General features: G+C 65.6%; 25 protein-coding genes. 10 read left to right on the plus strand and 15 right to left on the minus strand.

The genetic code is table 11. The features are described 5' to 3' along the window. The first annotated feature begins 458 nt into the window (after positions 1 to 458). Together ACNFIA_RS27070 and galU are read left to right on the plus strand one after the other, a co-directional pair. Complete coding sequence (locus tag ACNFIA_RS27070) at positions 459 to 830, plus strand: LexA family protein (protein ID WP_416790062.1); 372 nt, start codon at positions 459 to 461, stop codon at positions 828 to 830. 199 nt (positions 831 to 1,029) lie between these two features. Continuing rightward, complete coding sequence (gene galU / locus ACNFIA_RS27075) at positions 1,030 to 1,869, plus strand: UTP--glucose-1-phosphate uridylyltransferase GalU (protein ID WP_088421520.1); 840 nt, start codon at positions 1,030 to 1,032, stop codon at positions 1,867 to 1,869. 57 nt (positions 1,870 to 1,926) lie between these two features. Here galU and ACNFIA_RS27080 read toward each other — a convergent pair whose 3' ends face one another. Then, entirely contained in the window at positions 1,927 to 2,358 is a 432-nt protein-coding gene (locus tag ACNFIA_RS27080) for a VOC family protein (RefSeq protein ID WP_259755079.1), read from the minus strand. An 87-nt stretch (positions 2,359 to 2,445) separates the two neighbouring features. Here ACNFIA_RS27080 and gorA point away from each other — a divergent pair, with 87 nt between their 5' ends. Continuing rightward, positions 2,446 to 3,804, plus strand: coding sequence for a glutathione-disulfide reductase (gene gorA / locus ACNFIA_RS27085; protein WP_416790063.1), 1,359 nt, complete (start codon positions 2,446 to 2,448; stop codon positions 3,802 to 3,804). A gap of 64 nt (positions 3,805 to 3,868) precedes the next feature. Here gorA and ACNFIA_RS27090 read toward each other — a convergent pair whose 3' ends face one another. Then, a complete protein-coding gene (locus ACNFIA_RS27090) occupies positions 3,869 to 4,867 on the minus strand; it encodes a bile acid:sodium symporter family protein (RefSeq protein ID WP_416790064.1) in 999 nt (332 codons plus the stop codon). A gap of 97 nt (positions 4,868 to 4,964) precedes the next feature. Further along, a complete protein-coding gene (locus tag ACNFIA_RS27095; protein ID WP_416790065.1) occupies positions 4,965 to 5,300 on the minus strand; it encodes a hypothetical protein in 336 nt (111 codons plus the stop codon). A gap of 131 nt (positions 5,301 to 5,431) precedes the next feature. On the opposite strand from ACNFIA_RS27095, the gene ACNFIA_RS27100 reads away from it, so the two are divergent. Further along, complete coding sequence (locus ACNFIA_RS27100) at positions 5,432 to 5,905, plus strand: Lrp/AsnC family transcriptional regulator (protein ID WP_416790066.1); 474 nt, start codon at positions 5,432 to 5,434, stop codon at positions 5,903 to 5,905. Positions 5,906 to 5,935: 30 nt separating this feature from the next. Here the strand turns inward: ACNFIA_RS27100 and ACNFIA_RS27105 are convergent, their stop codons facing one another. Together ACNFIA_RS27105 and ACNFIA_RS27110 are read right to left on the minus strand one after the other, a co-directional pair. Further along, positions 5,936 to 6,442, minus strand: a complete 507-nt coding sequence (locus tag ACNFIA_RS27105; protein WP_416790067.1) for a DUF1993 domain-containing protein — start codon at positions 6,440 to 6,442, stop codon at positions 5,936 to 5,938. Between the two features lie 89 nt (positions 6,443 to 6,531). Then, entirely contained in the window at positions 6,532 to 7,245 is a 714-nt protein-coding gene (locus ACNFIA_RS27110; RefSeq protein WP_416790068.1) for an endonuclease, read from the minus strand. A gap of 436 nt (positions 7,246 to 7,681) precedes the next feature. Between ACNFIA_RS27110 and ACNFIA_RS27115 the strand changes: the two genes are divergently transcribed. After that, positions 7,682 to 8,044 carry a hypothetical protein gene (locus ACNFIA_RS27115; protein ID WP_416790070.1) on the plus strand — a complete coding sequence of 121 codons (363 nt, stop codon included), beginning with the start codon at positions 7,682 to 7,684 and terminating at the stop codon, positions 8,042 to 8,044. Between the two features lie 6 nt (positions 8,045 to 8,050). Here ACNFIA_RS27115 and ACNFIA_RS27120 read toward each other — a convergent pair whose 3' ends face one another. Both ACNFIA_RS27120 and ACNFIA_RS27125 read right to left on the minus strand, forming a co-directional pair. Next, positions 8,051 to 8,236: a hypothetical protein gene (locus ACNFIA_RS27120; protein ID WP_259755070.1), complete on the minus strand. Its 186-nt coding sequence runs from the start codon at positions 8,234 to 8,236 to the stop codon at positions 8,051 to 8,053. Between the two features lie 113 nt (positions 8,237 to 8,349). After that, on the minus strand, positions 8,350 to 8,664 hold the full coding sequence (locus ACNFIA_RS27125; protein ID WP_259755068.1) for a transcriptional regulator: 315 nt from the start codon (positions 8,662 to 8,664) through the stop codon (positions 8,350 to 8,352). A gap of 220 nt (positions 8,665 to 8,884) precedes the next feature. Between ACNFIA_RS27125 and ACNFIA_RS27130 the strand changes: the two genes are divergently transcribed. Both ACNFIA_RS27130 and ACNFIA_RS27135 read left to right on the plus strand, forming a co-directional pair. Next, positions 8,885 to 9,265: a hypothetical protein gene (locus tag ACNFIA_RS27130; protein ID WP_259755067.1), complete on the plus strand. Its 381-nt coding sequence runs from the start codon at positions 8,885 to 8,887 to the stop codon at positions 9,263 to 9,265. A gap of 222 nt (positions 9,266 to 9,487) precedes the next feature. Then, on the plus strand, positions 9,488 to 10,873 hold the full coding sequence (locus ACNFIA_RS27135; RefSeq protein ID WP_416790072.1) for a CoA transferase: 1,386 nt from the start codon (positions 9,488 to 9,490) through the stop codon (positions 10,871 to 10,873). Here ACNFIA_RS27135 and ACNFIA_RS27140 read toward each other — a convergent pair. The 4 genes from ACNFIA_RS27140 to ACNFIA_RS27155 all read right to left on the minus strand — a co-directional run bounded on the left by ACNFIA_RS27140 (position 10,860) and on the right by ACNFIA_RS27155 (position 15,327). Beyond that, the gene (locus ACNFIA_RS27140) at positions 10,860 to 11,426 is read right to left on the minus strand and encodes a flavin reductase family protein (protein ID WP_259755064.1); all 567 of its coding nucleotides are present in this window, start codon (positions 11,424 to 11,426) and stop codon (positions 10,860 to 10,862) included. The two genes, ACNFIA_RS27135 and ACNFIA_RS27140, sit on opposite strands and share 14 nt — an antisense overlap. 21 nt (positions 11,427 to 11,447) lie before the next feature. After that, positions 11,448 to 12,365, minus strand: coding sequence for a bestrophin family protein (locus ACNFIA_RS27145; protein WP_416790074.1), 918 nt, complete (start codon positions 12,363 to 12,365; stop codon positions 11,448 to 11,450). Positions 12,366 to 12,803: 438 nt separating this feature from the next. Then, positions 12,804 to 13,679, minus strand: coding sequence for a 3-hydroxyisobutyrate dehydrogenase (gene mmsB, locus ACNFIA_RS27150; RefSeq protein WP_416790076.1), 876 nt, complete (start codon positions 13,677 to 13,679; stop codon positions 12,804 to 12,806). Positions 13,680 to 13,818: 139 nt separating this feature from the next. Further along, complete coding sequence (locus tag ACNFIA_RS27155) at positions 13,819 to 15,327, minus strand: CoA-acylating methylmalonate-semialdehyde dehydrogenase (RefSeq protein WP_259755060.1); 1,509 nt, start codon at positions 15,325 to 15,327, stop codon at positions 13,819 to 13,821. 131 nt (positions 15,328 to 15,458) lie between these two features. Here ACNFIA_RS27155 and ACNFIA_RS27160 point away from each other — a divergent pair, with 131 nt between their 5' ends. Continuing rightward, a complete protein-coding gene (locus ACNFIA_RS27160) occupies positions 15,459 to 16,355 on the plus strand; it encodes a LysR family transcriptional regulator (protein ID WP_416790078.1) in 897 nt (298 codons plus the stop codon). Between the two features lie 282 nt (positions 16,356 to 16,637). Here ACNFIA_RS27160 and ACNFIA_RS27165 read toward each other — a convergent pair whose 3' ends face one another. Both ACNFIA_RS27165 and ACNFIA_RS27170 read right to left on the minus strand, forming a co-directional pair. Then, entirely contained in the window at positions 16,638 to 17,339 is a 702-nt protein-coding gene (locus ACNFIA_RS27165) for a YebC/PmpR family DNA-binding transcriptional regulator (RefSeq protein ID WP_416790080.1), read from the minus strand. A 231-nt stretch (positions 17,340 to 17,570) separates the two neighbouring features. Further along, complete coding sequence (locus ACNFIA_RS27170) at positions 17,571 to 18,959, minus strand: PLP-dependent aminotransferase family protein (RefSeq protein WP_416790082.1); 1,389 nt, start codon at positions 18,957 to 18,959, stop codon at positions 17,571 to 17,573. Between the two features lie 169 nt (positions 18,960 to 19,128). Between ACNFIA_RS27170 and ACNFIA_RS27175 the strand changes: the two genes are divergently transcribed. Both ACNFIA_RS27175 and ACNFIA_RS27180 read left to right on the plus strand, forming a co-directional pair. After that, positions 19,129 to 19,902: a class II aldolase/adducin family protein gene (locus ACNFIA_RS27175; RefSeq protein WP_416790084.1), complete on the plus strand. Its 774-nt coding sequence runs from the start codon at positions 19,129 to 19,131 to the stop codon at positions 19,900 to 19,902. Positions 19,903 to 20,000: 98 nt separating this feature from the next. Then, positions 20,001 to 21,029: an ABC transporter substrate-binding protein gene (locus ACNFIA_RS27180; protein WP_416790086.1), complete on the plus strand. Its 1,029-nt coding sequence runs from the start codon at positions 20,001 to 20,003 to the stop codon at positions 21,027 to 21,029. Positions 21,030 to 21,448: 419 nt separating this feature from the next. Here ACNFIA_RS27180 and ACNFIA_RS27185 read toward each other — a convergent pair whose 3' ends face one another. Both ACNFIA_RS27185 and ACNFIA_RS27190 read right to left on the minus strand, forming a co-directional pair. After that, positions 21,449 to 22,075 carry a class I SAM-dependent methyltransferase gene (locus ACNFIA_RS27185; RefSeq protein ID WP_416790088.1) on the minus strand — a complete coding sequence of 209 codons (627 nt, stop codon included), beginning with the start codon at positions 22,073 to 22,075 and terminating at the stop codon, positions 21,449 to 21,451. A 114-nt stretch (positions 22,076 to 22,189) separates the two neighbouring features. Then, positions 22,190 to 23,962 carry an acyl-CoA dehydrogenase C-terminal domain-containing protein gene (locus tag ACNFIA_RS27190; protein WP_416790090.1) on the minus strand — a complete coding sequence of 591 codons (1,773 nt, stop codon included), beginning with the start codon at positions 23,960 to 23,962 and terminating at the stop codon, positions 22,190 to 22,192. Between the last annotated feature and the right edge of the window lie 52 nt (positions 23,963 to 24,014).

Below are 24,014 nucleotides of genomic sequence, written 5' to 3' on the forward strand. Positions count from 1 at the left end.
TCTTTGCAGGGTGCATACCAATCTCTAGAAAATAAAAAGTCCTTTAAAATCAGTAATTTATATTTTTATGCCGACTCGCTTTCCATGCAGCTTGCAAGGCTGTGGGAAAACTTCGTGGCATTTTGCACGATCGATATTCAGTGCGGGATCGGGTGGTGTTGCGAAGACGTAGTTTTGGCCTTGCCGTTGGGCTTCTGCAGTCGGGCTCGACGCATGGGTACGCGCAGAATGGCCCACAGTGTGACCAGCGCCAGCAGGACCCAGCCCAGAATCATGAGCGTGACGAACGTGCCTGGATTCATATCGATATCCTCACCCCTCCCTAAGGGTAGTCCACCGTCATCGGTGCGCTGTCCTTTCGGTTGAGCGGCATTTCTCTCAAGAGGTTCCATTCAATGGCTTGTCGGGCCGACGAGTATCTGTTATCTGTATGGATATACAGTATTCGGAGAAGGCCCATGCAGCAAGCCATTCTGGAAGTCGGGGACGTGGTGGGTCGCGGTGGTGCGGCGACCGCTGCCTCTGTTCATACCTACATAATCCGCGCCTGTGGCGAAGGGATGACAAAGGCCGGCATTCATCACAGCGACCTGCTGCTGGTGGATCGCTCCGAACTGGCGTCGCCCGGTGAGATTGTCGTCGCGGCGCTCAATGGCGAAGCGCTGATCCGTCGTCTGGCCATCGTCGATGGCACGTTCGCATTGCAGGCGGCGAGCGATGATTTTCCAACGCTCAAGGTTGAGGAGGGCGATGAGCTGTCGATCTGGGGCGTGGTGCGTCAGCGGTTGTCCGGCAGCGAGGTGGTTCAGGACAGCCGAGCGCACGGTTGACGGGCGATGGAGCAGGATGCTGACGCTTTGCCATTAATTTCACGAACTAAATCTGCGCCTGGGTGGTCAGATGCCGGTGCCACCCGATTCGCAAGTCTTCACACGAGTCGTGCAGCTTGCAATACGGGGCATTGTAAGGCGGGCGCAGCCTGATTAGACTGCGCGCAACTCGCACCCCTGTCCCTCTCGAAGGACTCTCATGATCAAGAAATGTCTGTTCCCGGCCGCCGGCTACGGTACCCGCTTCCTCCCGGCCACCAAAGCCATGCCCAAGGAAATGCTGCCGGTGGTGAACAAGCCGCTGATCCAGTACGCCGTTGAAGAGGCGCTGGAAGCCGGTCTCGGCGAAATCGGCATCGTCACCGGTCGCGGCAAGCGCTCCCTCGAAGACCACTTCGACATCAGCTACGAGCTGGAGCACCAGATTCGCAACACCGACAAGGAAAAATACCTGGTCGGTATTCGTCGCCTGATCGACGAGTGCACCTTCTCCTACACCCGCCAGATCGAAATGAAGGGTCTGGGCCACGCCATCCTGACCGGCCGCCCGCTGATCGGCGATGAGCCGTTCGCTGTCGTGCTGGCGGACGACCTGTGCCTGAACCTCGAAGGCGACAGCGTCCTCAAGCAGATGGTCAAGCTGTACAACCAGTTCCGCTGCTCGATCGTGGCGATTCAGGAAGTGCCGCCGGAAGAAACCAACAAGTACGGTGTGATCGCCGGCGAGATGATCCGTGACGACATCTATCGCGTGAACACCATGGTGGAGAAGCCGAAGCCCGAGGATGCGCCGTCCAATCTGGCGATCATCGGCCGCTACATCCTGACCCCGGACATCTTCGACCTGATCGAGCAGACCGAGCCGGGCAAGGGCGGTGAGATCCAGATCACCGACGCCCTGATGAAACAGGCCCAGGACGGTTGCGTGCTGGCGTACAAGTTCAAGGGCAAGCGTTTCGACTGCGGTAGCGCCGAGGGTTACATCGAGGCGACCAACTTCTGCTACGAGCACCTCTACAAGACCGGCAAGGCTTGGTAATCCCGAGCTTTCCGTTCCTGAAAGAAGCCACCTTCGGGTGGCTTTTTCGTTTCCGGCCTACAGCGAGCGAGGGATCGGCATGGCTTCCGAGCCGGGCCCCAGCGGCTGGCCGTAGCTGAACTCGACGTAGTTGCCCGCAGGGTCGCGCAGGCCGCAGTAGTATCCGACGGGGTAGGGTTCCTCCCGCGGCGCCCAGATCAGGCAGCCTGCGGCTTCGGCATCCCTGGCGATACGGTCGACCTCATCATGCGTGGCCACGGCAAAGCCGAAGTGGCTGTAGTCGTCGCTGGCGAGGTGGCGTTCCTGGCCGCCGGGCATGATGACGAAGATGAAGCTGTGCTCCTTGCCCGGCTCCGCCATCCAGACGATGCGCGAGCCCTTGCCGTCGCGCTGGTGGATGATCCGCATGCCGCAGAAGCGCTCGTAGAAGGCTACGCAGGCGTCCAGGTCGGGCACATGCAGGGCCAGGTGGGTGAGGGTCGGGCGCATGGCGTTACCTCCTTCGGGGCCGGCAATTGCAGGATAGGACAGGCGCCTTGAGGTATGCTGCCCGACATATCCAAGCGGAGAACCATGATGTCTTTCGATTTTGACCTGTTCGTCATCGGTGCGGGTTCCGGCGGTGTGCGTGCCGCGCGCTTCGCCGCGGGCTTTGGCGCCAAGGTGGCCGTGGCGGAAAGTCGTTACCTGGGCGGCACCTGCGTCAATGTCGGATGCGTGCCGAAGAAGCTGCTGGTATACGGAGCGCACTTCCACGAGGACTTCGAGCAGGCCGCCGGCTTCGGTTGGTCCCTGGGCGAGGCGAGCTTCGACTGGGCGACCCTGATCGCCAACAAGAACCGCGAAATCCATCGCCTCAATGGCATCTACCGCAACCTGCTGGTGAACAGCGGTGTCACCCTGCTGGAGGGCCACGCCAAGCTGCAGGATGCGCATACCGTGGAAGTGGACGGGCAGCGCTTGCGCGCCAAGCACATCCTCATTGCCACCGGCGGCTGGCCGCAGGTGCCGGACATTCCCGGCAAGGAACATGCGATCACCTCCAACGAGGCGTTTTTCCTGGAGTCCCTGCCGCGCCGCGTGCTGGTCGTGGGCGGGGGATACATTGCGGTGGAATTCGCCGGCATCTTCCACGGGCTGGGCGCACAAACCTCGCTGCTGTACCGCAACGAGCTGTTCCTGCGCGGCTTTGACCGCAGCGTGCGTGAGCATCTGCGCGACGAGCTGACTAAAAAGGGCCTGAACCTGCAGTTCAACAGCGACATCGTGCGCATCGACAAGCAGGGCGACGGCACCCTGGCGGCCACCCTGAAGGACGGCCGCGTGCTGGAGGCCGATTGCGTGTTCTACGCCACGGGCCGCCGCCCGCAGCTGGACAACCTGGGGCTGGAGAATGTCTCGGTCGAGCTGGATGCGCGGGGCTACATCAAGGTGGACGAGGCGTATGGCACCAGCGAGCCGTCGATCCATGCCATTGGCGATGTGATCGGCCGCGTTCAACTGACGCCGGTGGCGCTGGCGGAAGGCATGGCGCTGTCACGCAAGCTGTTCCGCCCGGAAGAGTACCGCCCGGTGGACTACAAGCTGATCCCAACCGCGGTGTTCAGCCTGCCGAACATCGGTACGGTCGGGCTCACCGAGGACGAAGCCCGGGCTGCCGGGCACAAGGTGAAAATCTTCGAAAGCCGCTTCCGGCCAATGAAGCTCACCTTGACCGAAAGTCAGGAGCGGACCCTGATGAAATTGATCGTCGATGCCGACAGCGACAAGGTCCTGGGCTGTCACATGGTCGGGCCGGACGCCGGGGAAATCCTGCAGGGCATCGCCGTGGCGCTCAAAGCCGGGGCAACCAAGCGGGTGTTCGACGAAACCATCGGCATTCATCCCACGGCCGCGGAAGAGTTCGTCACGCTGCGCACGCCGGTCGGCGCCTGATCGCTTCGTCGGCAAGAAAAAAGCCGGTGCATCTGCACCGGCTTTTTCATGCCCGGGTATGCCGTCAGTTGACGCGCTCCAGGGAGGCGGGGTTGGCGTCCTGGCGCTGCGCGTAGCGCTGGGCGAGAACGGCGCAGACCATCAGCTGGATCTGGTGGAAGAGCATCAGCGGCAGCAGGATCACCCCGACTGTGCTGCTGGCGAACAGCACCGAGGCCATGGGTACGCCGGTGGCCAGGCTCTTCTTCGAGCCGCAGAAGACGATGGTGATGCGGTCTTCGAGGGAGAAGCCGAGGTAGCGGCCCAGCAGGTTGGTGGCGATCAGCGCCAGGGCCAGCAGCACGCAGCAGGCGACCACCAAGCCAGCGAGGGCGGGCAGCGGGATCTGGTGCCACAGCCCCTGAATCACCGCGGCGCTGAACGCGGTGTAGACCACCAGGAGGATCGAGCCCTGGTCGACGTATTTCAGCACCGGCTTGTTGCGCTCGACCCAGCCGCCAATCCACGGGCGCAGCAGTTGGCCTGCAAGGAAGGGCACCAGCAGTTGCAGGGTGATCTTGCCGATGGCGTCGAGGGTCGACATACCGGTATCGCCGTGGGCACCGATCAGCAGTTGCACCAGCAGCGGCGTCAGGAACACGCCCATCAGGCTGGAGGCCGAGGCGCTGCAGATTGCCGCGGGCACGTTGCCGCGGGCCAGCGAGGTGAAGGCGATGGACGATTGCACGGTGGCGGGCAGGGCGCAGAGGTAGAGCATGCCCAGGTACAGGTCCGGGGTCACCAGCGGCGACAGCGCGGGTTTGAGCGCCATGCCGAGAATCGGGAAGAGGATGAAGGTGCAAGCGAACACCAGCAGGTGCAGGCGCCAGTGGGTGGCGCCGGCGATGATCGCCTGGCGCGACAGCTTCGCGCCATGGAGGAAGAACAGCAGTGCGATCCCCAGGTTGGTGATCCAGCCGAAGACCACCGCAGCGGTGCCCTCGCAAGGCAACAGGCTGGCAACGGTCACGGTGGCGATCAGCGCCAGGGTGAAGTTGTCGGGAAGCAGGCGTGGGCGGGCCATGGGCACATCTCTCTTCGTTGTTGTGTGAACGACCACGTCGGGTCAGGTTCGCACTCTACTGGGGAGAGATTGTGCCGGCTAACGCCAGAAAGCCAGCTTATGTCGCCGAAAGGACAGCCTCCGCACCCTGCACATGCAGGTCCACGGAACAGACGCTGACCATGCCGCGCATGCGCTGGGCGATCACCTCGGCGCGGTAGCGCGGCAGCGTATTCACGCGCAGGGCGATATCCATCCAGTCCTCCCGGCGCGAGGCCTCCACCTCTGCGGGCACATGGCCCTGCAGCGCAAACTGGTTGAGCAGGCGGCAAAGGATGTCGGCGTCGACCTCGGCGCGGATCAGGTAGCGCACGTCGGCAGCGATCTCGGTCGGAACGGGGCGATCCTGATGGTCCAGGGGGAGGTCGACGAGGTTGAGTGCTGGAAGAGTCATGACAGCCGGCCGATGCAGTTGGAGTGCAGATATTCTGCGGCCGTGGCGGCGGATAGATTTGCCTGTTTTCTACCGGTTTCTGATTATTTGTGCATTAATAAGTCTTCATAGTCAGCATGAAGGACTTGTTCATGTCCGTTTCGCTCGATGCCCATGACCGCAGGATTCTCGCCCTCCTGCAGGAAGAGGCGACCCTGTCGACGGCCGAGATCGCCGAACGCATCGGGCTGTCGCAGTCACCGTGCTGGCGTCGGATTCAGCGCCTGAAGGACGAAGGGGTGATCCGCAAGCAGGTGACGTTGCTCGATCGCAAGAAGATTGGCCTGAACACGCAGATTTTCGCCCAGGTGAAGCTCAACGCCCACGGGCGCAATCACCTGACCGATTTTGCCCAGGCCATGCAGGAGTTCCCCGAGGTGCTGGAGTGCCATGTGCTGATGGGCGCCGTGGATTTCATGCTGCGCATCGTCACCGAGGACGTCGAGGCTTACGAGCGCTTCTTCTTCGAGCGGCTGTCCCAGGTGCCCGGCGTGCAGGAGATCAACTCCATCGTCGCCCTGTCGGAGATCAAGTCCACCACCAGCCTGCCGCTGCCGCGCGGCTGAAGGGCGCCGGGCTGGCCGGCGCCCGGGCGGTCAGACGCCGCCCAGATAATCCATCTTGCCGATTTCCACGCCGTTGTGGCGGAGGATGTCGTAGGCCGTGGTGATGTGGAAATAGAAGTTCGGATTGACGAAGCCCAGCAGGAAGTCCGCGCCGGTGAAGCTGACCTCGCGGGCGCGCAGTTTCAGCTCGATGGTGCGCGCCTCGGCGCCTTCGAACTGCTCGGGCTTGAGGCCCTTGAGGAACTCGACGGTCTTGGCGATGCGCGCCTGCAGCTCGTCGAAGGTGGTTTCGTCGTCGGCGAAGCTCGGCACTTCCACACCGGCCAGGCGCGCGCCAGCGCCCTTGGCCGAATCCGAGGCGATCTGCACCTGGCGCGCCAGGGCGAACATGTCCGGGGCGAGGCGGGCGTTGATCAGGACGGAAGGATCGATGGACTTGGCTTCGGCGTGGGCGGCGGCCTTGGCGAGAATCGCCGAAAGGTTGCCGAGCATGCGGATGAAGACGGGAACCGAAGCCTGGTAGATCGAGAAGGACATGCTGCTTACTCCAGACAGATAAAGGTTGAGCTCGTCCCGTGGGACGGCTGTCGGAGTCTACTGCTGGCGTTTGCGGCTGTCGCCAGGCTTCAACGCCTGGCGATTTTCGGGGCCGGACAGCGCTCGGTCTCGATCGGGCCGACGTACGGATTGCCCCAACCCATCACGCAGCCAACCATCTGGTTGCGCTGGCGCTCCCAGGCTTCCACGGGGTACTGCTTGCTCCAGGCGGTGAACAGCTGGCGGTCCTGCTTCGACAGCTTCAGGCCGTAGCGGTCGCTCATATAGAAGTAGGTGCGGGCTATCATGCCGCGGATCTGCGGCCGGGGCATGGCCTTGCGTGCCTTGAAGTCCACCACCATGGGGCAGGCGCCGTACTGCGACGGTTTCTGCTGCAGCCAGGCGAAGCTGTAGTTGGCGCGGTCGCCGTTCACCTCACCGATGCTCGGCACCAGGTTGTGCAGGTCGGCTTCGGCCTTCTGGTACGTCCGGTCGTTCTGCGAGCAGTTCTTGCGGCCGCCTTTCTGCCAGCATTGGCGCTGATGGCCGATCACCCAGGCGGGGACGATGTGCTCCCATTCAATGCGTGACGCGCGCTGGGCGTTCTTGCGCGGGGAGTAGCCGCAGCTCTTCAGGTCGACCTTGGTGCCGTTGTAGCGGCAGCCGCAATAGAACTCCACCGACTGGCGGGCATACAGCGTGCGACCGACCTTCTTGGCTTCCTCGAAGGTGCGCGGCGCGGCAGCCGACGCGAAAGTGGGCAGTGTGAGGACCAGCAGCAGGGTCAGGCAGCGTCCGAACATGAGGCGTTCCTTACGAAAGTCGCTGCATCTTACTGATTGATAGGGAAATGCCAATCGTGGCAATGGAATGGCAACGCGGCCAGAACGGTGGCCGGCGGTTGATAGGACGGGGCGGGCGTTTCTGGGATTGAGAGAGTATCGCGATAGGAGCGCTAAGCTTTATGAAGCGCATGAGGTTATACCTGTAAAACTTTGTTTTTAAAGCATAAAAATAACTAGAAATCACTTCAAGAATGCGACCTAACCGATTGGGTGCGAGGCTTTTTTGCCAGGCAGAGAGTCGGCTGCGCTGGGTTCAAGCGGTTTTTGTGATTCAAAACCTTAGATAACGGTCGTAACTTATTGATAGATAATGATTTTTGTGTTTATAAAAGCCGTCTCCACGATCTGCCCAGAGCTTGGTAAGCTGAAGCCTTTCCATCAGTGGGAGATCGCCATGATCGGTCTCAGAAGCCTGGCATTCATCCTCTGCGGCAGCTTGGCGATGCCGGTCTTCGCGCAGACGTTCACCGGGCAACAAAACCAGCGACAGGGCCAGCCGGTTTCGCCGCAATGGCAGCAGTCCCCGCCGGTGATCCAGCGGATCTACATCAGCCCAGGCGCCAGCGGCAGCGTGGAGAGCTCCTCCACCTGGCAGCGACAGGACGGTTACGGTGGCGTGCGCGTGCCCAGCGGCTACGGCGAGTCGCGTTCGGGCACGGTGATCATCGACCAGGGCAGCGGCGGTATCCGTCAGAGCATCGAATACCCCAACGGCGCGGTCTACCCGCGTGGCAATGGCAGCTACCAGCAGCAGTAGACCGGGTCAGTCGAGCAGGTCGTCGCGGGTCAGGCGGGATTTGCGCAGGCCGCCGTGGCTGTAGAACAGCCCGGTGTCGCCGCGCCAGTGGAAGAGTGTGGCGAGAAACGCGGAGCTGCAACGGCCCACATCCCAGCTACGGAGTTTGCGGTAGGCCCAGAGCCAGCTGTCGTTGGAAGAAGAAGCGCGCATGGAATCGTCCTTGATTCGGCAAGCGGGAAAGAGTGCATGGGACATTAGTGCGCCGGCTGGGCCTTCGCAAGTCGCTGCTCCCGCAATCGCGACCTGCGAAAAAGGCCGTGTCGTCAGGCGATGCTGACCGCCTTCGACTCTTCGACGTACTCCTTCAGCCAGCGCAGCACTTCCACGGCGTCCCAGCGACTGGGGTCGAACATGGCGTAGGCCTGGCCCTGGTAGCCCACCACATCCAGCGGGCGGTGGTAGCCGGCGCGCTGCATCAGGGCCTCGATTTCCGCGAAACACACATTGAAGTGGGTACGGCTGAAAGGCGTCTTGCCCTCCGTGACCAACCCCTCCAGCAGCAATTCCGCCACCGCCTCGCTGACTTCCTCGATGGCCATGTGGTTCACGGTGTATTTCAGCTGATGGATGCTCACCATCGCTTGCTCCTCAATGGGTATCAGGCCCATGCCCTGTTCCGGGGTGATCGACGTAGCCAATGGACTGCGGCCATTCGTCGAGGTTTAAAAAATTTTCGCAAAATACTGTATGCATGAACAGTATTTTCTCCTAGTATCGCTTTCACGGTCTGACAGAAACCCTGAAGCGCCCGTCAGCAGTGGTCTGACAGGCATTCCTCGACGAACAGGAGTGATGGCGATGCTGCAGAAACTCATGCTGTGTGCCGGTGTGGCAATGCTGGCGGGCTGTGCCCAGCCCCAGGCGGATGTCCCGCGCGCCAATGGCGCTTACCTCATCATCGAGGGCAAGGAGGCCTGGGCGGTGCTGGTGGCGGACGGCAAGCGCATCGAGGAGCGCGGCACCGTGCGCGATGCCATTCGTCTGCCCCGGCAGCGTTCGGCGATCGCCGCCAGCTACGTCATCGACACGCCCAATTGCGGCCGCCTGCAGTGGTTGACCGAAGGCGAGGGAGATTCCACCGTGCGCCTGTCTTCGCGCGGTGAAGCGGACGATCTGTCGAGCTGCCAGATCAGCGAAGGGCTGAGTCGCGTGTGGACCGCGCTGGATTATTCGAGCTGATCAAGCCCGCCCGGTCTGATCTCCAACAAAATGTTTCGATTGCTCCTTTCTTCACGTTTTTTTCACACCCAGGGGCAGAGGATGAAAACCAGCTAAGGGATTAGCTCCCCATCGAAAAGCCCGCTTGATTGCGGGCTTTTTATTGCCTGTCGTCCACGATCGGCTCGCCCGTTCGACGCAGCGCGGCTAAGGTGAAACTCCACGGAAATGGCGGAGATAGACATGCAGCGGGTTCTCGTCGAACGACTCTGGACAGCCCTGGGCGGCCAGGCCGAGCGCCTCAGCCACCTGGCCTTTCGCAGCGAAGGCTCGCTGCCTTCGGCGTTCTTCACCACCGAACTGGCGGCCGCCAGTATCGCCAGCGCGGGACTGGCGCTGGGCGAATGGCTGGAGCCCGACTCCGGCGCCGGCACTTCGCTGGTCGTGGACCGCCGTCTCGCTTCCTTCTGGTTCTCCACTTCCCTGCGCCCGCAGGGCTGGGCGCCGCCCGGCATGTGGGACGCCATTGCCGGCAATTACGCTACGCGCGACGGCTGGATACGCCTGCACACCAATGCGCCACATCACCGCGACGCGGCCCTGCGGGTGCTGGGCACCGGGAACGATCGCGAGCAGGTTGCGGCCGCGGTGGCGGGCTGGAATGCGGGTGATCTGGAGCTGGCGATCGTCGCGGAAGGCGGCTGCGGGGCGCAGATGCGCTCCTGGGACGCCTGGAAAGCACATCCGCAAGGTATCGCCGTAGCCCGCGAGCCGCTGGTGCTGCGTGATCTGCAACTGGTGTCCGCGCCTGCCCTGGATATCGAAATCGACCGCGAGCGTCCGCTGGCCGGCCTGCGCGTTCTGGACCTGACCCGCGTACTGGCGGGGCCGGTTGCCACGCGCTTCCTCGCCGGCTTCGGCGCCGAGGTGCTGCGCATCGACCCGCCTGGCTGGGACGAGCCGGGCGTGGTGCCGGAAGTCACCTTGGGCAAGCACTGTGCACGGCTGGACCTGCGCCAGCCGGCGGACCGCGAACGCTTCCAGGCGCTGCTCGCCAGCGCCGACGTGCTGGTCCACGGCTATCGCGCCGATGCCCTGGAACGCCTGGGATTCGGCGCCGATGTGCGGCGGACGATCGCGCCGGGGCTGGTGGACGTCAGCCTGAATGCCTATGGCTGGTCGGGGCCGTGGAGCAATCGGCGCGGTTTCGACAGCCTGGTGCAGATGAGCAGCGGTATCGCGGAGGCGGGGCGCATCTGGCGTGGCGAGGACAAGCCCGTGCCGTTGCCGGTGCAGGCCCTGGATCATGCGACGGGCTATCTGATCGCCGCCGCGGCCCTGCGCGGGCTGGCGGAGCGCCGTCGCAGCGGGCGCGGCAGCCGCTGGCGGTTATCGCTGGCCCGCACGGCTCACTGTTTGCTGGAGGCGGGTGTTTCGTCGGTGGGCGCGCTGGAACTGGCGGCCGAGACGGCCGCTGATCTGGCCCCGGGTATCGAAAGCACCACCTGGGGCCCGGCGCGGCGCCTGCGCGCGCCGCTGCAGTTAGCCGGGTCGCCGCTTTACTGGGAGTGGCCGGCCTCCGCGCTGGGCTCAGCGCCGGCCGCCTGGCAGCCGGTCAGCCCCGACTGACCTGGAAGGCCTCGCCGGTGGCGAAGAACGCGCCGCCGGCCTGGTAATGAATGGTGCGCAGCTCATCGCTGGGGAAGTGCCAGCGGCCATGGGAGAAGGCGCGCTCGTCGGCATAGGCGGCGACCACCTCGGCGATGAACAGGTCGTACTTCTCCTGGTTGTGCGGCTCGCTGATCACCTTGCATTCCAGGTAGGCCACGCAGCCGTCGACGACCGGCGCCTGGACCTGCTTCGCACGGGACGTGCGGATATCCAGCAACTCGAATTTGTTGGCCTCGCCCCCGTTGCTCGAACCCACCGCCAGGGTCAGCTCGGCCTGCTGGCGCGACGGCAGCTGGATGACGAAGGCGCCGGAGCCTTCCACGAGATGGCGCGACCAGGTGTTGCGGTCGAGCACCAGCATCAGCTTGGGCGGGTCGAAGTCCAGCGGCATGACCCAGGCGGCCGCCATGACGTTGGCGACGCCGTCGTGCTCGCTGGTGACGAGGGTGCTCGGGCCGTGGTTGAGCAGCAGGTAGGCCTTGTTCAGCGGCACGTCTTTCAGGTGGTTCATTCGAGGGTCCTCAGGGCTGGCTCAGAGCAGCAGGCCGTCCACCGGCTTCAGCGGTTCGGGCAGGTCGGTCTCGCCAAGGATTTCCAGCACGGCGATTTCCACGTTGCGGCTCATGGCATCCAGCGGCAGGTCGTTGGGTTGGGTATCGAACGGGTCGGCGATCTGGTCGCCCAGGGCGTCCAGACCGAAGAACGTGTAGGCCAGCACGCACACCGCCAGCGGGGTGAACCAGCCGATGCTGTCCACCAGGCAGAAGGGCAGCAGGAAGCAATAGACATGCACGATGCGGTGCAGCATCAGGATGTAGGGATAGGGGATCGGCGTGTTGCGGATCCGCTCGCAGCCGCCCAGCACGTAGGACAGGCGAGTCATCTGCTGGTCGATGGCGGCCAGGGTGACGTCGCTGGCGCCGCTGGCGCGGCCGCGCTCGGCGAAGCGCTGGCCGAGGCTGGCGAGCAGGGCATTGGTCGGGCTGCGGCTGGCGGCCAGGGCCGCGGCGTCATCGCCGAGCAGGCGTTTTGCGTCGTCGCTTGGTGGGTTGCCACGCAGTTGGTCGCGCAGGGTGTAGCTGAAGGCGATCAGCGGATTGCACAGCTGGCGGCGCTCTTGCGCATCCAGCGTGGGCAGCAGGGAGCGGGTCTGCCGCGCCAGGTTGCGGGTCACGATGAGCAACTCGCCCCACAGCGTGCGCGCTTCCCAGAAGCGCTGGTAGGCGACGTTGTTGCGAAAGCCCAGGAAGATCGCCAGCGTCAGCCCCCACAGGGTGAAGGGCGTGGAGGTGATGATCACCTTGTAGTGGTAGAGCGTGCCGTGGGTGGCCACCACCAGCGAGCTGAGCAGCACCGTGTACAGCACCTTGCGCCAGATCGCCGGGATGATCGAACCCTTGAGGGAGAACAGCAGGACCCAGAGCGTCGGGGTTTGCGGGCGGAGGATCATCGGGCGGCATCCGGTGGGGCGGAGCGCGGATGATAACCGAGATAGGGGCGGGATACCGCTGTAGGAGCGGGCCATGCCCGCGATCGCGTCCATGGGACGCGGCGACAGGGGACGGATGGACCAGAATTGCGGCCGTAGGAGCAACTGTCTTTCCCTGAAAGCCCGTGCCGATAACTCCCTCTCCCTAACCCTGGCTGCGCGCCCCGCTCCGAAGGGAGAGGGGACTGGATCGGTACCGGCTGAAACTGCGGCGTCAGTCGGCAGGACAGCTCCCTCTCCCTTCAGGGAGAGGGCTGGGGAGAGGGGAGCCCCAGCGCAGTAGTTTCCCAGATAGGAGCGGGCCTTCGAAGCCAAGACTGTCCGTGCGCGCAGCCAGGGCAAGGAGCGCCGAGATTCGCCTGCCGGCGAATTCGCGGGCATGGCCCGCTCCTGCAGAGGTCAGTTCTGTTCGTAGAGCTTCACGATGGCCGAGAAGTCCAGCTGGCCGTTGCCCTGATTGCTGAAGGTCTGGAACAGCTGCTGCGCCAGCGCGCCGAGCAGCACCGGCTGGCGCACCTGGCGGGCGGCTTCGCTGGCCAGGCCCAGGTCCTTGAGCATCAGGTCGGTGCCGAAGCCGCCGCTGTAGCCGCGCGCCGCCGGGGCGCCGGTGAGCGGGTTGTTCACTTCCGAACTCCAGCAGCGGCCGCTGGAGGTGTTGATGATGCCGGCCAGTACCTCCGCGTCCATGCCCAGCTTGACGCCCAGGGACATGGCTTCCGCCACGCCGATCATGGAGATGCCCAGCAGCAGGTTGTTCGCCACCTTGGCCACCTGGCCGTTGCCGGCGCCGCCGCAGTGCACGATGTTCTTGCCCATGGCGGCGAGCACCGGGCGGGCGCGCTCGAAATCGGCCTGTTCGCCGCCGACCATGAAGGTCAGGGTGCCCGCCGCGGCGCCCGCCGTGCCGCCGGACACCGGCGCATCGAGCATCGGGTTGCCGTGGGCGAGGGCGGCGGCGCTGACGTCGCGGGCGTTCAGCGGGTCGATGGTGGACGAGTCGATCAGCAGCACGCCCGGCTGCACGTTGGCCAGCAGGCCGTCGTCGCCGAGGAACACCTGCTTCACGTGGGCGGCAGCGGGCAGCATGGTGATGATCACCTCGACATCGTCGCGCGCCACCTCGGCGGGCGAGGCCAGGGCGCGGGCGCCGAGGGCGACGGCCGCTTCCACGGCCTTGGCCGACAGATCGAAGACGCTCAGGTCGAAGCCCGCCTTGAGCAGGTTGGCGGCCATGGGGCCGCCCATGTTGCCGAGTCCGATGAAACCGATGCGCATGGGGTGGTCCTCTTCTTCTTGTTCGGGGCGCCCGCAGGGCAGGCGCGAAAGGAGGTGCCCGCCCGCGTGGCGCCGGGTCCGGACCAGCATCCGTGCTGATGTCCGGGCCGGCTCGGGGCGAGCGGGCGGGCAGGCGTTGCTACTTGAGGTTGATGGTGGTGTTCACCGCGCCGCCGACCTCGTTCTCGTCGAACCAGCGTTCGGTGACGGTCTTGGTCTGGGTGTAGAACTGCACCACCTGCTTGCCGTACGGGCCCAGGTCGCCCAGCTTGGAGCCGCGCGAGCCGGTGAAGGAGAACAGCGGCACCGGCACCGGGATCGGCACGTTGATGCCCACCTGGCCGACGTCGATCTCTTCCTTGAAGTGCCGTGCGGCGGCGCCGGAGCGGGTGAACAGCGCGGTGCCGTTGCCGTTGGGGTTGGCGTTGATCAGTTCGATGGCCTCGTCGAAGGTCTTCACCGACACCACGCAGAGCACCGGGCCGAAGATTTCCTCGCGGTAGATGGTCATCTGCGGCGTGACGCCGGAGAACACGGTCGGGCCGACGAAGTTGCCCTTGGCGTAGCCGGCCACCTGCGGGTTGCGGCCGTCCAGCTCCAGCGTGGCGCCTTCCTGCACGCCGCGTTCGATCAGGCCGCTGACGCGGTCCAGCGCGGCGCAGGAGACCAGCGGGCCGACGTCGGTGTTGGCCTCGGTGCCGCCGCTGACCTTGAGGGTCCTGGCCTTGGCCACCAGGTCGGGGATCCACTGGCCGGCTTCGCCCACCAGGATCGCCACCGACACCGCCATGCAGCGCTGCCCCGCCGCGCCGAAGGCCGCGCCGGCAATGGCGTTGAGAGTCTGTTCCTTGTTGGCGTCGGGCAGTACCACCGCGTGGTTCTTCGCGCCCATCATGCACTGCACGCGCTTGCCGGCCAGGGAGGCGCGGTTGTACACGTGGGTGCCGACGCGGGTCGAGCCGACGAAGGAGACGGCCTTGATATCGGGGTGGTCGCAGATCGCGTTGACCACGTCCGGGCCGCCGTGGATGACGTTCAGCACGCCCGGCGGCACACCGGCCTCATGGGCCAGTTCGACCAGGCGCATGGTCACCATCGGGTCCTGCTCGGACGGCTTGAGGACGAAGGTATTGCCGGTGGCGATGGCCATCGGGAACATCCACAGCGGAATCATCGCCGGGAAGTTGAACGGGGTGATGCCGGCGCAGACGCCGATGGGCTGCAGGAGGGTGAAGGTGTCCACGCCGCCGGCCACGTTGTTGGCCAGCTCGCCCAATTGCAGGTTGCCGATCCCGGCCGCGTGCTCGACCACTTCCAGGCCGCGGAACACGTCGCCTTCGGCGTCAGGCAGGGTCTTGCCCTGTTCGGCGGTGAGGATCGCCGCCAGTTCCTTCATGTTTTCGCGGATCAGCTGCTGGTACTTGAGGAAGATGCGGGCGCGGGCGCCGATGGGGGTTTTCTTCCAGGTCTTGAACGCGGCCTTGGCGCTGGCCACCGCGCGCTCGACTTCCTCGGGCGTGGCGAAGGGTACGCGGGCGAGGACTTCCTGGGTGGCGGGGTTGATCACCTCGCGCCATTCGGAGGTGGTGGACTCGACGGGCTTGCCGTCGAGGAAGAGTTTGACGGTCGGGACGGCAGGTGCGGTCATCGGGGTTCTCCCAGCCTGAAGGCTTTCTTGTTGTGTGGTCCGATCCTAACAGTGCATTTTTGATGTGCTCAATGCGGTGATGTGCAAGTATGGTCTGCGTTTTTGCACACGTGCGGCACAATGAGGCGGTTATGGATTGGGACAACCTGCGGTTCTTCCTCGAACTTTCACGGGCCGGCAAGCTGACCGTCGCCGCCCGCCGCCTGGGCGTGGACCACACCACCGTGGCACGCCGTCTCCAGGCGCTGGAGAAGAGCATCGGCGCACAACTGCTGGTGCGCGAGCCCGGCGGCTATCGGCTGACCGAAGCGGGGCACGGCCTGCTGCCGCAAGCCGAAGCCATGGAAAGCGCCTGCAAGGTGATCGAGAAACGCCTGGCGGGCGCCGAGGACAATCTCTCCGGCAAGGTGCGCATCGGCGCCACCGAGGGGTATGGCTCGACGCTGCTGACCTCGCAGCTGGTGGAGCTGAACCAGCGCCATCCGCACCTGGGCGTGGACCTGCTGGCGGTGCCGCGCGCGCTGCAGCTGTCGCGCCACGAGGCGGACATCGTCATCACCCTGGAGCGCCCCGGCCGAGGGCCCTACATCATCACCCGGCTCACCGACTACGTGCTGCGCCTGTATGCCTCGAAGGACTACCTCGCCGAGCGCGGGCCGATCCGCACCCGCGACGACCTGCGCGAGCACGCGCTGGTGGGGTACGTCGACGACCTGCTCTACAGCAAGGAACTGCAGTACCTCGACGAGATCGGCCGGCCGCTGCACATGGCGCTGCGCTGCACCAGCATCCTTGCCCAGCAGCGCGCGGTGGCGGAGGGCGCCGGGCTGGCGATCCTGCCGGCGTTCGCGGCGAGCGAAGACCCGGCATTGCAGCCGGTGCTGACGGGCGAAATCGAATTCGTGCGGACCTTCTGGATGCTGATGCCCACGGAGCTCAAGGACATCGCACGGATGCGCACCACCTGGGATTTTCTCCGGGAGAAGGCGGAAGGCAGCCAGGAGGTGCTGATGGGGCGGGGCGCGTAGGGCGCTTACATTGGAACGACTTATCCGCCGAGGTGCTTGCAGAAGGAAGAGATTGCGACCGCACGCCGGGACGGCGAATAACACCAGAGCGTTATCCGCCCTGGTGGCGCGTCAGCTGTGACCGCCAGATCAACCGCCGTGCGCCCTTGTAGGAGCGAGCTTGCTCGCGAACCGGGGTTACCGGTAATGACGGGCGTGAAGCGGGTTCGCGAGCAAGCTCGCTCCTACAATTCACGCGCACGCGGAATGAAAACGGGCGGCCTGTTGACCGCCCGTTTCGTCTTACGCCAGGCCGACGTACAGGTTCTGCACGTCGTCGTTGCCGTCCAGGGCATCGAGGAAGGCTTCGACTTCCTCCAGCTCCGCACCGGACAGGCTCACCGGGTTCTTCGCCTTGTAGCCCAGCTTGGCCGAGGCGACGGTGAAGCCGTGTTCGGGCAGGGCGCGGCACACGGCGTCGAGGTCGGTCGCGTCGGTGAGGAACAGGGTGTCGCCGTCTTCCTCGCCCGGCTCGAAGTCCTGGGCGCCGGCTTCGATGGCCGCCAGTTCCGGATCGGCGTCAGCGCTGGCCGGGGTGGCTTCCACCAGGCCCAGGTAGTCGAAGTCCCAGGCCACCGAGCCGGATGCGCCCAGCTGGCCCTTGCGGAACAGCACGCGGATTTCCGCGACGGTGCGGTTCACGTTGTCGGTCAGGCACTCGACGATCACCGGCACGCGGTGCGGGGCGAAGCCTTCGTACACCACGCGCTCGAAGGTGGCGCCGCCGTCCAGCAGGCCGGCGCCTTTCTTGATGGCGCGCTCCAGGGTGTCGCGGGGCATGGAGGCTTTCTTCGCCTGCTCGACGACCAGGCGCAGTTTCGGGTTCATGTCCGGGTCGGCGCCGTTGCGCGCGGCGATCATGATTTCCTTCGACAGTTTGCCGAACACGCGGCCCTTGGCGTTGGCTGCGGCTTCTTTATGTTTGGCTTTCCACTGGGCGCCCATAGTGATCTCTTGCTGGCGGTTGCTGATGGGCGGCAAGTCTAAGGGCTGGCGCGCCCGCTGGCGATATCTGGCGGACCGATGCCTGCTTTTGCAGGGCGTAGACCCCGACGCGGGTTATCGACCCCACGCGGCTCGTTGGTCTTTTTTGTAGGAGCGAGCTTGCTCGCGAACAGCCCAGGCATTGTCTCCGACGGCGAGTCCGTTCGCATGCAGCTCGCGCCCGCTGGTTGCTCAGCCCTGGGCGGCGAGGAAGGTGTAGAGCCGCTCGTCCAGCGAGTGCGCAACGTTGAAGCGCATCCACGGCACGCTGCGGCCGTCGGGCATGAACAGCTGGCCGGGGAACAGCAGGATCTTGGCCTCCTTGGCACGGCTGGCGAGCAGGGTGGCGTCGTCCACCGCGCGATGGCGGGCCCAGAGGAACAGGCCGGCGCGGGGCTCGTGGAAGATGTCCATGCCGGCGGCTTCCAGGCGCCGCGCCACGCTGTCGTGGGCTTCGCCGAGCTGGTCGCGCAACTGGCGCACGTGCTTGCGGTGGCGGCCCTGCAGGAGGATGTCCAGCGCCAGGGTTTCGGTGAGTTCCGAGCTGGTCAGGCCGCTGACCATCTTCAGCGGCACCAGCTCCTCGATCAGTTCGGGGTGCGCGGCGATGAAGCCGGTGCGTAGCGCCGGAGCGATGACCTTGGACAGGCTGCCGATGTAGATCACCCGCGCCAGCTGGTCGAGGTTGGCGAGGATCAACTGGCCGGCGGGGTCGAGGTCGGCGTAGATGTCGTTCTCGACGATGAGGAAATCGTATTTCTCCGCCAGTTGCAGCAGGCGATGCGCGGCGGCCAGCGACAGACTGCCACCGGTGGGGCTCTGCAGGCGCGCCTGGGTGAAGTAGACCTTGGGGCGGTGCTCGCGGGCCAGTTGCTCCAGGCGGTCGAGGTCCAGCCCATCGGCGCTGCGCGGCACGCCCAGCAGCTGCGCGCCCTGCAGGCGCAGGTTGAGGAACAGGTTGTGGTAGCCGGGTTCGTCCACCAGCACCGGGTCGCCGCGTTGCACCAGGTAGCGCACGGTGAGGTCTAGCGCCTGGCTGGCGCCGGCGGTGAGCAGGATCTGCTCGGGGCTGGCGGCCACGCCGGCATCGCCCAGGCGGTCGGCCAGCTTGCCGCGCAGCTTGAGGTTGCCCTTGCTGTGGCCGTAGTTGCCGAACTGCGTCGGCTCCTCCCGTGCCAGGCTGCGCAGGCCGCGCAGCAGGCCCTCGCCATCGAGCCAGTGCTCGGGCAGCAGGCCGACGCCGGGGCGCAGTTCCATGCCCAGCGGCTGGAAGACCTTGTGCAGCAGCAGGTGCGCGTCGAAGTCGAACTCCGGCGGTGCGTCATCGCCGGTGCTGTCCTCCACCAGCGGGCCGCGCACATAGAAGCCGGCGTTGGGCACCGCATTCAGGCAACCGCGCGCCACCAGCCGGTCGTAGGCCTCGACCACGGTGAAGTGGCTGACGCCGTTGGCCTGGGCGAACTTGCGGATCGAGGGCAGCTTGGCGCCGGGGCGCAGGCGTTGGTCGTCGATGGCCTGGGCGATGCCGTCGACGATCTGGGTGACCAGGGGAATGTCCGAGGTGGGGTCGAGCAACAGCATCCGAAGGTCCGGTTCTTGTGGAGGGGATCTGTACAGGTCGGCGGACCATAACAGCACTGCAAAATCTGCGAGGTCCCTGTGCATGGTGCGGGCCGGGCATGGCCAGCACACTCGGGCCCGTGAAGCGGCAATCCGCCGCACTGCCTGAAAAGAACAAGGACCGCCCGCAATGCGTGACACAGCTTACAACATCGACCCGTCGAGTATTTCCGCCGAAGAATGGCAGGCCCGCTGCGACCTCGCCGCGCTGTACCGGCTGATCGCGCACTTCCGCTGGACCGACCACATCGACACGCACATTTCCGCGCGGGTGCCGGGCGAGCCGGGCCACTACCTGATCAACCGCTACGGCGTGATGTTCCATGAAATGCGCGCCTCGGACCTGGTGAAGGTCGACCACGCGGGTGACGTCATCGATCCGCGTTTCGGGCCGAAAAGCGTCAATCGCGCCGGCTTCAACATCCATTCCGCGGTGCACGCCGCCCGCGAGGACGTGGCCTGCGTGATCCATACCCATACCGCCGCCGGCATCGCGGTGTCCGCCCAGGAAGACGGCCTGCTGCCGATCAGCCAGCACGCGCTGAAGTTCTACAACCGCCTGGGCTACCACGACTACGAAGGCATCGCCCTGGACCCGGACGAGCGTTCGCGCCTGGTCAACGACCTGGGCGGCCACATGGTGATGATCCTGCGCAACCACGGCCTGCTGGCCACCGGTCGCTGCATCGCCGAAGCCTTCAACCAGATCTACTTCCTCGAGCGCGCCTGCCAGGCGCAGGTCCAGGCGCTGGCCGGCGGACGCCAGCTGCGCTATCCGCCGCACGCGGTGTGCGAGCGCGTGGCCGTGCAGGAAGAGGAGGCGCTGGTCGACGGCCTGCACCTGCTGGCCTGGGAGTCGGCGCTGCGCCTGATCGAGGACGGCGGCGCCGACTATCGCACGTGAGACAACGGGCGCATCCGTCCGATAGCGTGCCCCGGTCCGCAGAGACCGGGCGCCTGCGTGCTTGAACCATCTGCCAACAACAAAGCCAAGAGGTGGAAATGAAGAATCCGATTCTGGGAGCCCTGCTCATGGGCGTGGCGTCCGGCGCCATGGCCGCGGACCTGACCGTGATCTCCTTCGGCGGCGCCAGCAAGGACGTGCAGACCGAAGCCTTCTACAAACCCTTCGAGAAGAAGGAGGGGGTGAAGGTGATCGCCGGCGAATACAACGGTGAGATGGGCAAGATCAAGGCCATGGTCGACACCGGCAGCGTCAACTGGGACGTCGTCCAGGTGGAAGGCCCGGAGCTGCTGCGCGGCTGCGAAGAGGGCCTGTTCGAACCCCTCGACCCGGCGATCCTCGGCAAGGCCGAGGACTATGTGCCGGGGACCCTTTCCGATTGCGGCGCCGGCCTGCTGGTGTGGTCGATGGCCATGGTCTACGACGGCAAGCGCTTCGCCAACGGCCCTACCGGCTGGGCGGATTTCTGGGACACGCGGAAATTCCCCGGCAAGCGCTCCCTGCGCAAGGGCGCCAAGTACACCCTGGAAATCGCCTTGCTGGCCGACGGTGTGAAGAAGGAAGACCTGTACAAGGTGCTGGCGACCCGGGACGGCGTGGACCGTGCGTTCCGCAAGCTGGATCAGATCAAGCCGTCGATCCAGTGGTGGGAGTCGGGCGCGCAGCCGATGCAGTTCATCGCCAGTGGCGACGTCGCCATGAGCACCGCCTACAACGGCCGCGCCTTCGCCGCGCAGGAGGAGGGCGCGCCGATGAAGGTGGTGTGGAACGGCAGCCTGTACGCCATCGACTCCTGGGCGATCCCCAAGGGAAGCCCGAACAAGAAGACCGCCGAGGACTTCATCGCCTTCTCGCTCAAGCCTGAGCAGCAGAAGATCCACACGGTGAAACTGGGCTACGGCTCGGTGAACCTGGGGACGACTCGACTGCTCGATCCTGCGCTCGTCGAGCGGCTGAACACCGCGCCGGCCAACCTGGAACAGGCGGTGCCGGTGAACTTCGAGTTCTGGGTGGACCACGGCGAGGACCTGGAGCAGCGCTTCAACGCCTGGGCGGCGAAGGGGTGATACGTCTGTTGGCGCGGGGGTGACATCGGCGATGACGGGGTGGGAAGGGGTAGGTCCCGTCGCAGCAGTTTCCAGTAGGAGCAACTGTCTCCTTCCTGGCAAGTTCGTACCGACGTTTCCCCCTCACCCCAGCCCTCTCCCGGAGGGAGAGGGAGCAGGTTGTGCCGGCTGACGCTGTAGTTTCATCCTGCACCGACTGGTCCAGGGGGTTAGGGTGAGGACAGGCCCGAGCGCTGGAGTATCCCTGTAGGAGCGGACCTTGTCCGCGAAATCCCCCGCGGCGGGCTCTGATCCTGACGATGAGCCCGCGGCATCGCGCCCTTGTAGGAGCGGGCCACGCCCGCGACACCGCCGGCAGGGCCGGCGTCAGGCGGGTTCGCGAGCAAGCTCGCTCCTACGAAAAGCGCAGCGGAGTACCGTCACACCTTGCGCCACACGCTCGCCAGCCACGGCTGCTGTTCCCGCGGCAGGCCGGCGGGACGGTAGTAGTGCTCCAGCTCGCGGAAGCCCGCGTCTTCCATCAGCCGCGTCCAGTTCTCGCGATCATGGTAGGCACCATAGCGGCCGCCATTCCAGCCTTCCTGGTTGTCCCCGCGCGGATTGGAGCTGAACAGCACGCCGCCGGGCTTCAGCGCCGCCTGCAACTGGCGCAGCACACGCGGCAGTTCGCTGCGCGGCACATGGAACAGGCTGGCATTGGCATAGATGCCGTCGAAGCGCGCGGTGGGCAGGTCCAGGGCCAGGAAGTCCTGTTGCAGCACCTCACAGCCGCTGGCCTCGCGGGCCATGGCGACGAACTCGGCGCAGCCGTCCAGGCCCACCGGCGCATGCCCCATGGCCTTAAGGGCACACAGGTCGCGCCCCGGGCCGCAGCCGAAATCGAGCAGGGCGAAGGGCGGTTCACCCTGGATGTGCCGCAGCAGTGCGGCGATGTTCTGGCTGACGTCGTGGTCCCAGGTGCCTTCGCGGAAGGACTCGGCGCTGTCCTGGTAGTGCTGCAGGGTGACGCGGGAAATGTCCCGCAGGAACGGATCGTGGGTGCTCATGAGGCAGGCCGCTGGCGAATGGATGCCCCATTCTACGTGGCGCCACGCCTTTCGCCGAGACGAAAAAAGCGCGGCGCGCCCGTCAGGGCTGGCCGCGCAATCACGCTCAAATCGTCAGAACTGCTCGGCGTGCAGCGCGAACAGGCTCTCGCTGCCGGCGCGGATGGCGCTTGCCAGCGACTCGACGCGCGGCAGCAGGCGGGCAACATAGAAGCGTGCGGTGGCCAGCTTGCCGCGATGGAACTCGTCGTCCTTGCCCAGGCTGGCCTGCGCCATGCGTGCCCACAGGTAGGCATAGGCGGTGTAACCGAACAGGTGCAGGTACTCCACCGAGGCGGCGCCGACCTCCTGCGGTTGGCTGGCGGCGCGCTCGCGCACCTGCCGGGTGACGGATTCGAGCCGCTCCAGCGCATCCAGCAGCGGCGCAGTGAAGGCGTGCAGATCGGCTGGGGCCGCTTCGGCAAAGGCGCGGATTTCCCCGGCGAACAGTGCCAGTGCCTGGCCGCCGTCGGCGATCACCTTGCGCCCCAGCAGGTCCAGCGCCTGGATGCCGTTGGTGCCTTCGTAGATCTGCGCGATGCGCACGTCGCGCACTAATTGCTCCTGACCCCATTCGCGGATGAAGCCGTGGCCGCCGAACACCTGCTGGCCATGGATGCAGCTTTCCAGCCCGGTGTCGGTGAAGAACGCCTTGGCCACCGGCGTCAGCAGCGCCACCAGGGACTGGGCGGCTTCGCGCTCGGCGGCGTCGGCGGCGTACTTGGCGACGTCCAGTTGCTGGCCGACATAGGTGGAGAAGGCGCGGCCGCCCTCGGTCAACGCCTTCATGGTGAGCAGCATGCGGCGGACGTCGGGGTGCACGATGATCGGGTCGGCGGCCTTGTCCTTCGCCACCGGGCCTGTGGCGGCGCGACTCTGCAGGCGCTCGCGGGCGTAGGCCACGGCGCTCTGGTAGGACATCTCAGCGCAGCCGATGCCCTGGATGCCAATGGACAGGCGTTCGTAGTTCATCATGGTGAACATTGCCGCCAGCCCCTTGTTCAGCTCGCCCACCAGCCAGCCGGTGGCGCCGTCGAAGTTCATCACGCAGGTGGCCGAGGCCTTGATGCCCATCTTGTGCTCCACCGAACCGCAGGTCACGGCGTTGCGCGCGCCCAGCGAGCCGTCGGCCTGCACCAGGAACTTGGGCACCAGGAACAGCGAGATGCCGCGCGAGCCGGCCGGGGCGTCGGGCAGCTTGGCCAGCACCAGGTGGACGATGTTGCCGGTGAGGTCCTGCTCGCCGCCGGTGATGAAGATCTTGGTGCCGGTGACGCTGTAGCTGCCGTCCGCCTGTGGCTCGGCGCGGGTGCGGATCAGGCCCAGGTCGGTGCCGGCGTGGGGTTCGGTCAGGCACATGGAGCCGGCCCATTCGCCGGCGTACATCCTGGGCAGGTAGGTGCGCTTGAGCGCTTCGTCGGCATGGGCATCCAGCGCCAGGCAGGCGCCGGCGGAAAGCGTGGAGTAGAGGCTGAAGCTGGCGTTGGCGCCGTACATCATCTCCTCGAACTGCACCGACAGCATCTTCGGCATGCCCATGCCGCCGTAGTCGGGGTTGCCGGCCAGACCGACCCAGCCGCCCTCGGCGTAGGTCGCGTAGGCCTCGCGGAAGCCGGCCGGCGTGCGCACCTCGCCGTCGGCGAACTGCACGCCTTGCTCGTCGCCGCTGCGGTTGAGCGGGGCGAGCAGGCTGCCGGTGATCTTCGCCGCCTCTTCGAGAATGGCGTCGGCGGTGTCGGCGTCGATGCGCTCGGCCAGCGCCGGCAGGCGTGCCCACAGGGCGGGGGCGTCGAACACCTCGTCGAGCAGGAAGCGCATGTCGCGCAGGGGAGCGTTGTAGTCAGGCATGGCGGAGCTCCGGCGCTCCCGGCGGCGGGAGCGCGCAATGGCGGGCGAGGGG

It is taken from the genome of Pseudomonas sp. NY15437, assembly GCF_048068435.1.
Taxonomy (GTDB): domain Bacteria; phylum Pseudomonadota; class Gammaproteobacteria; order Pseudomonadales; family Pseudomonadaceae; genus Pseudomonas; species Pseudomonas nitroreducens_B.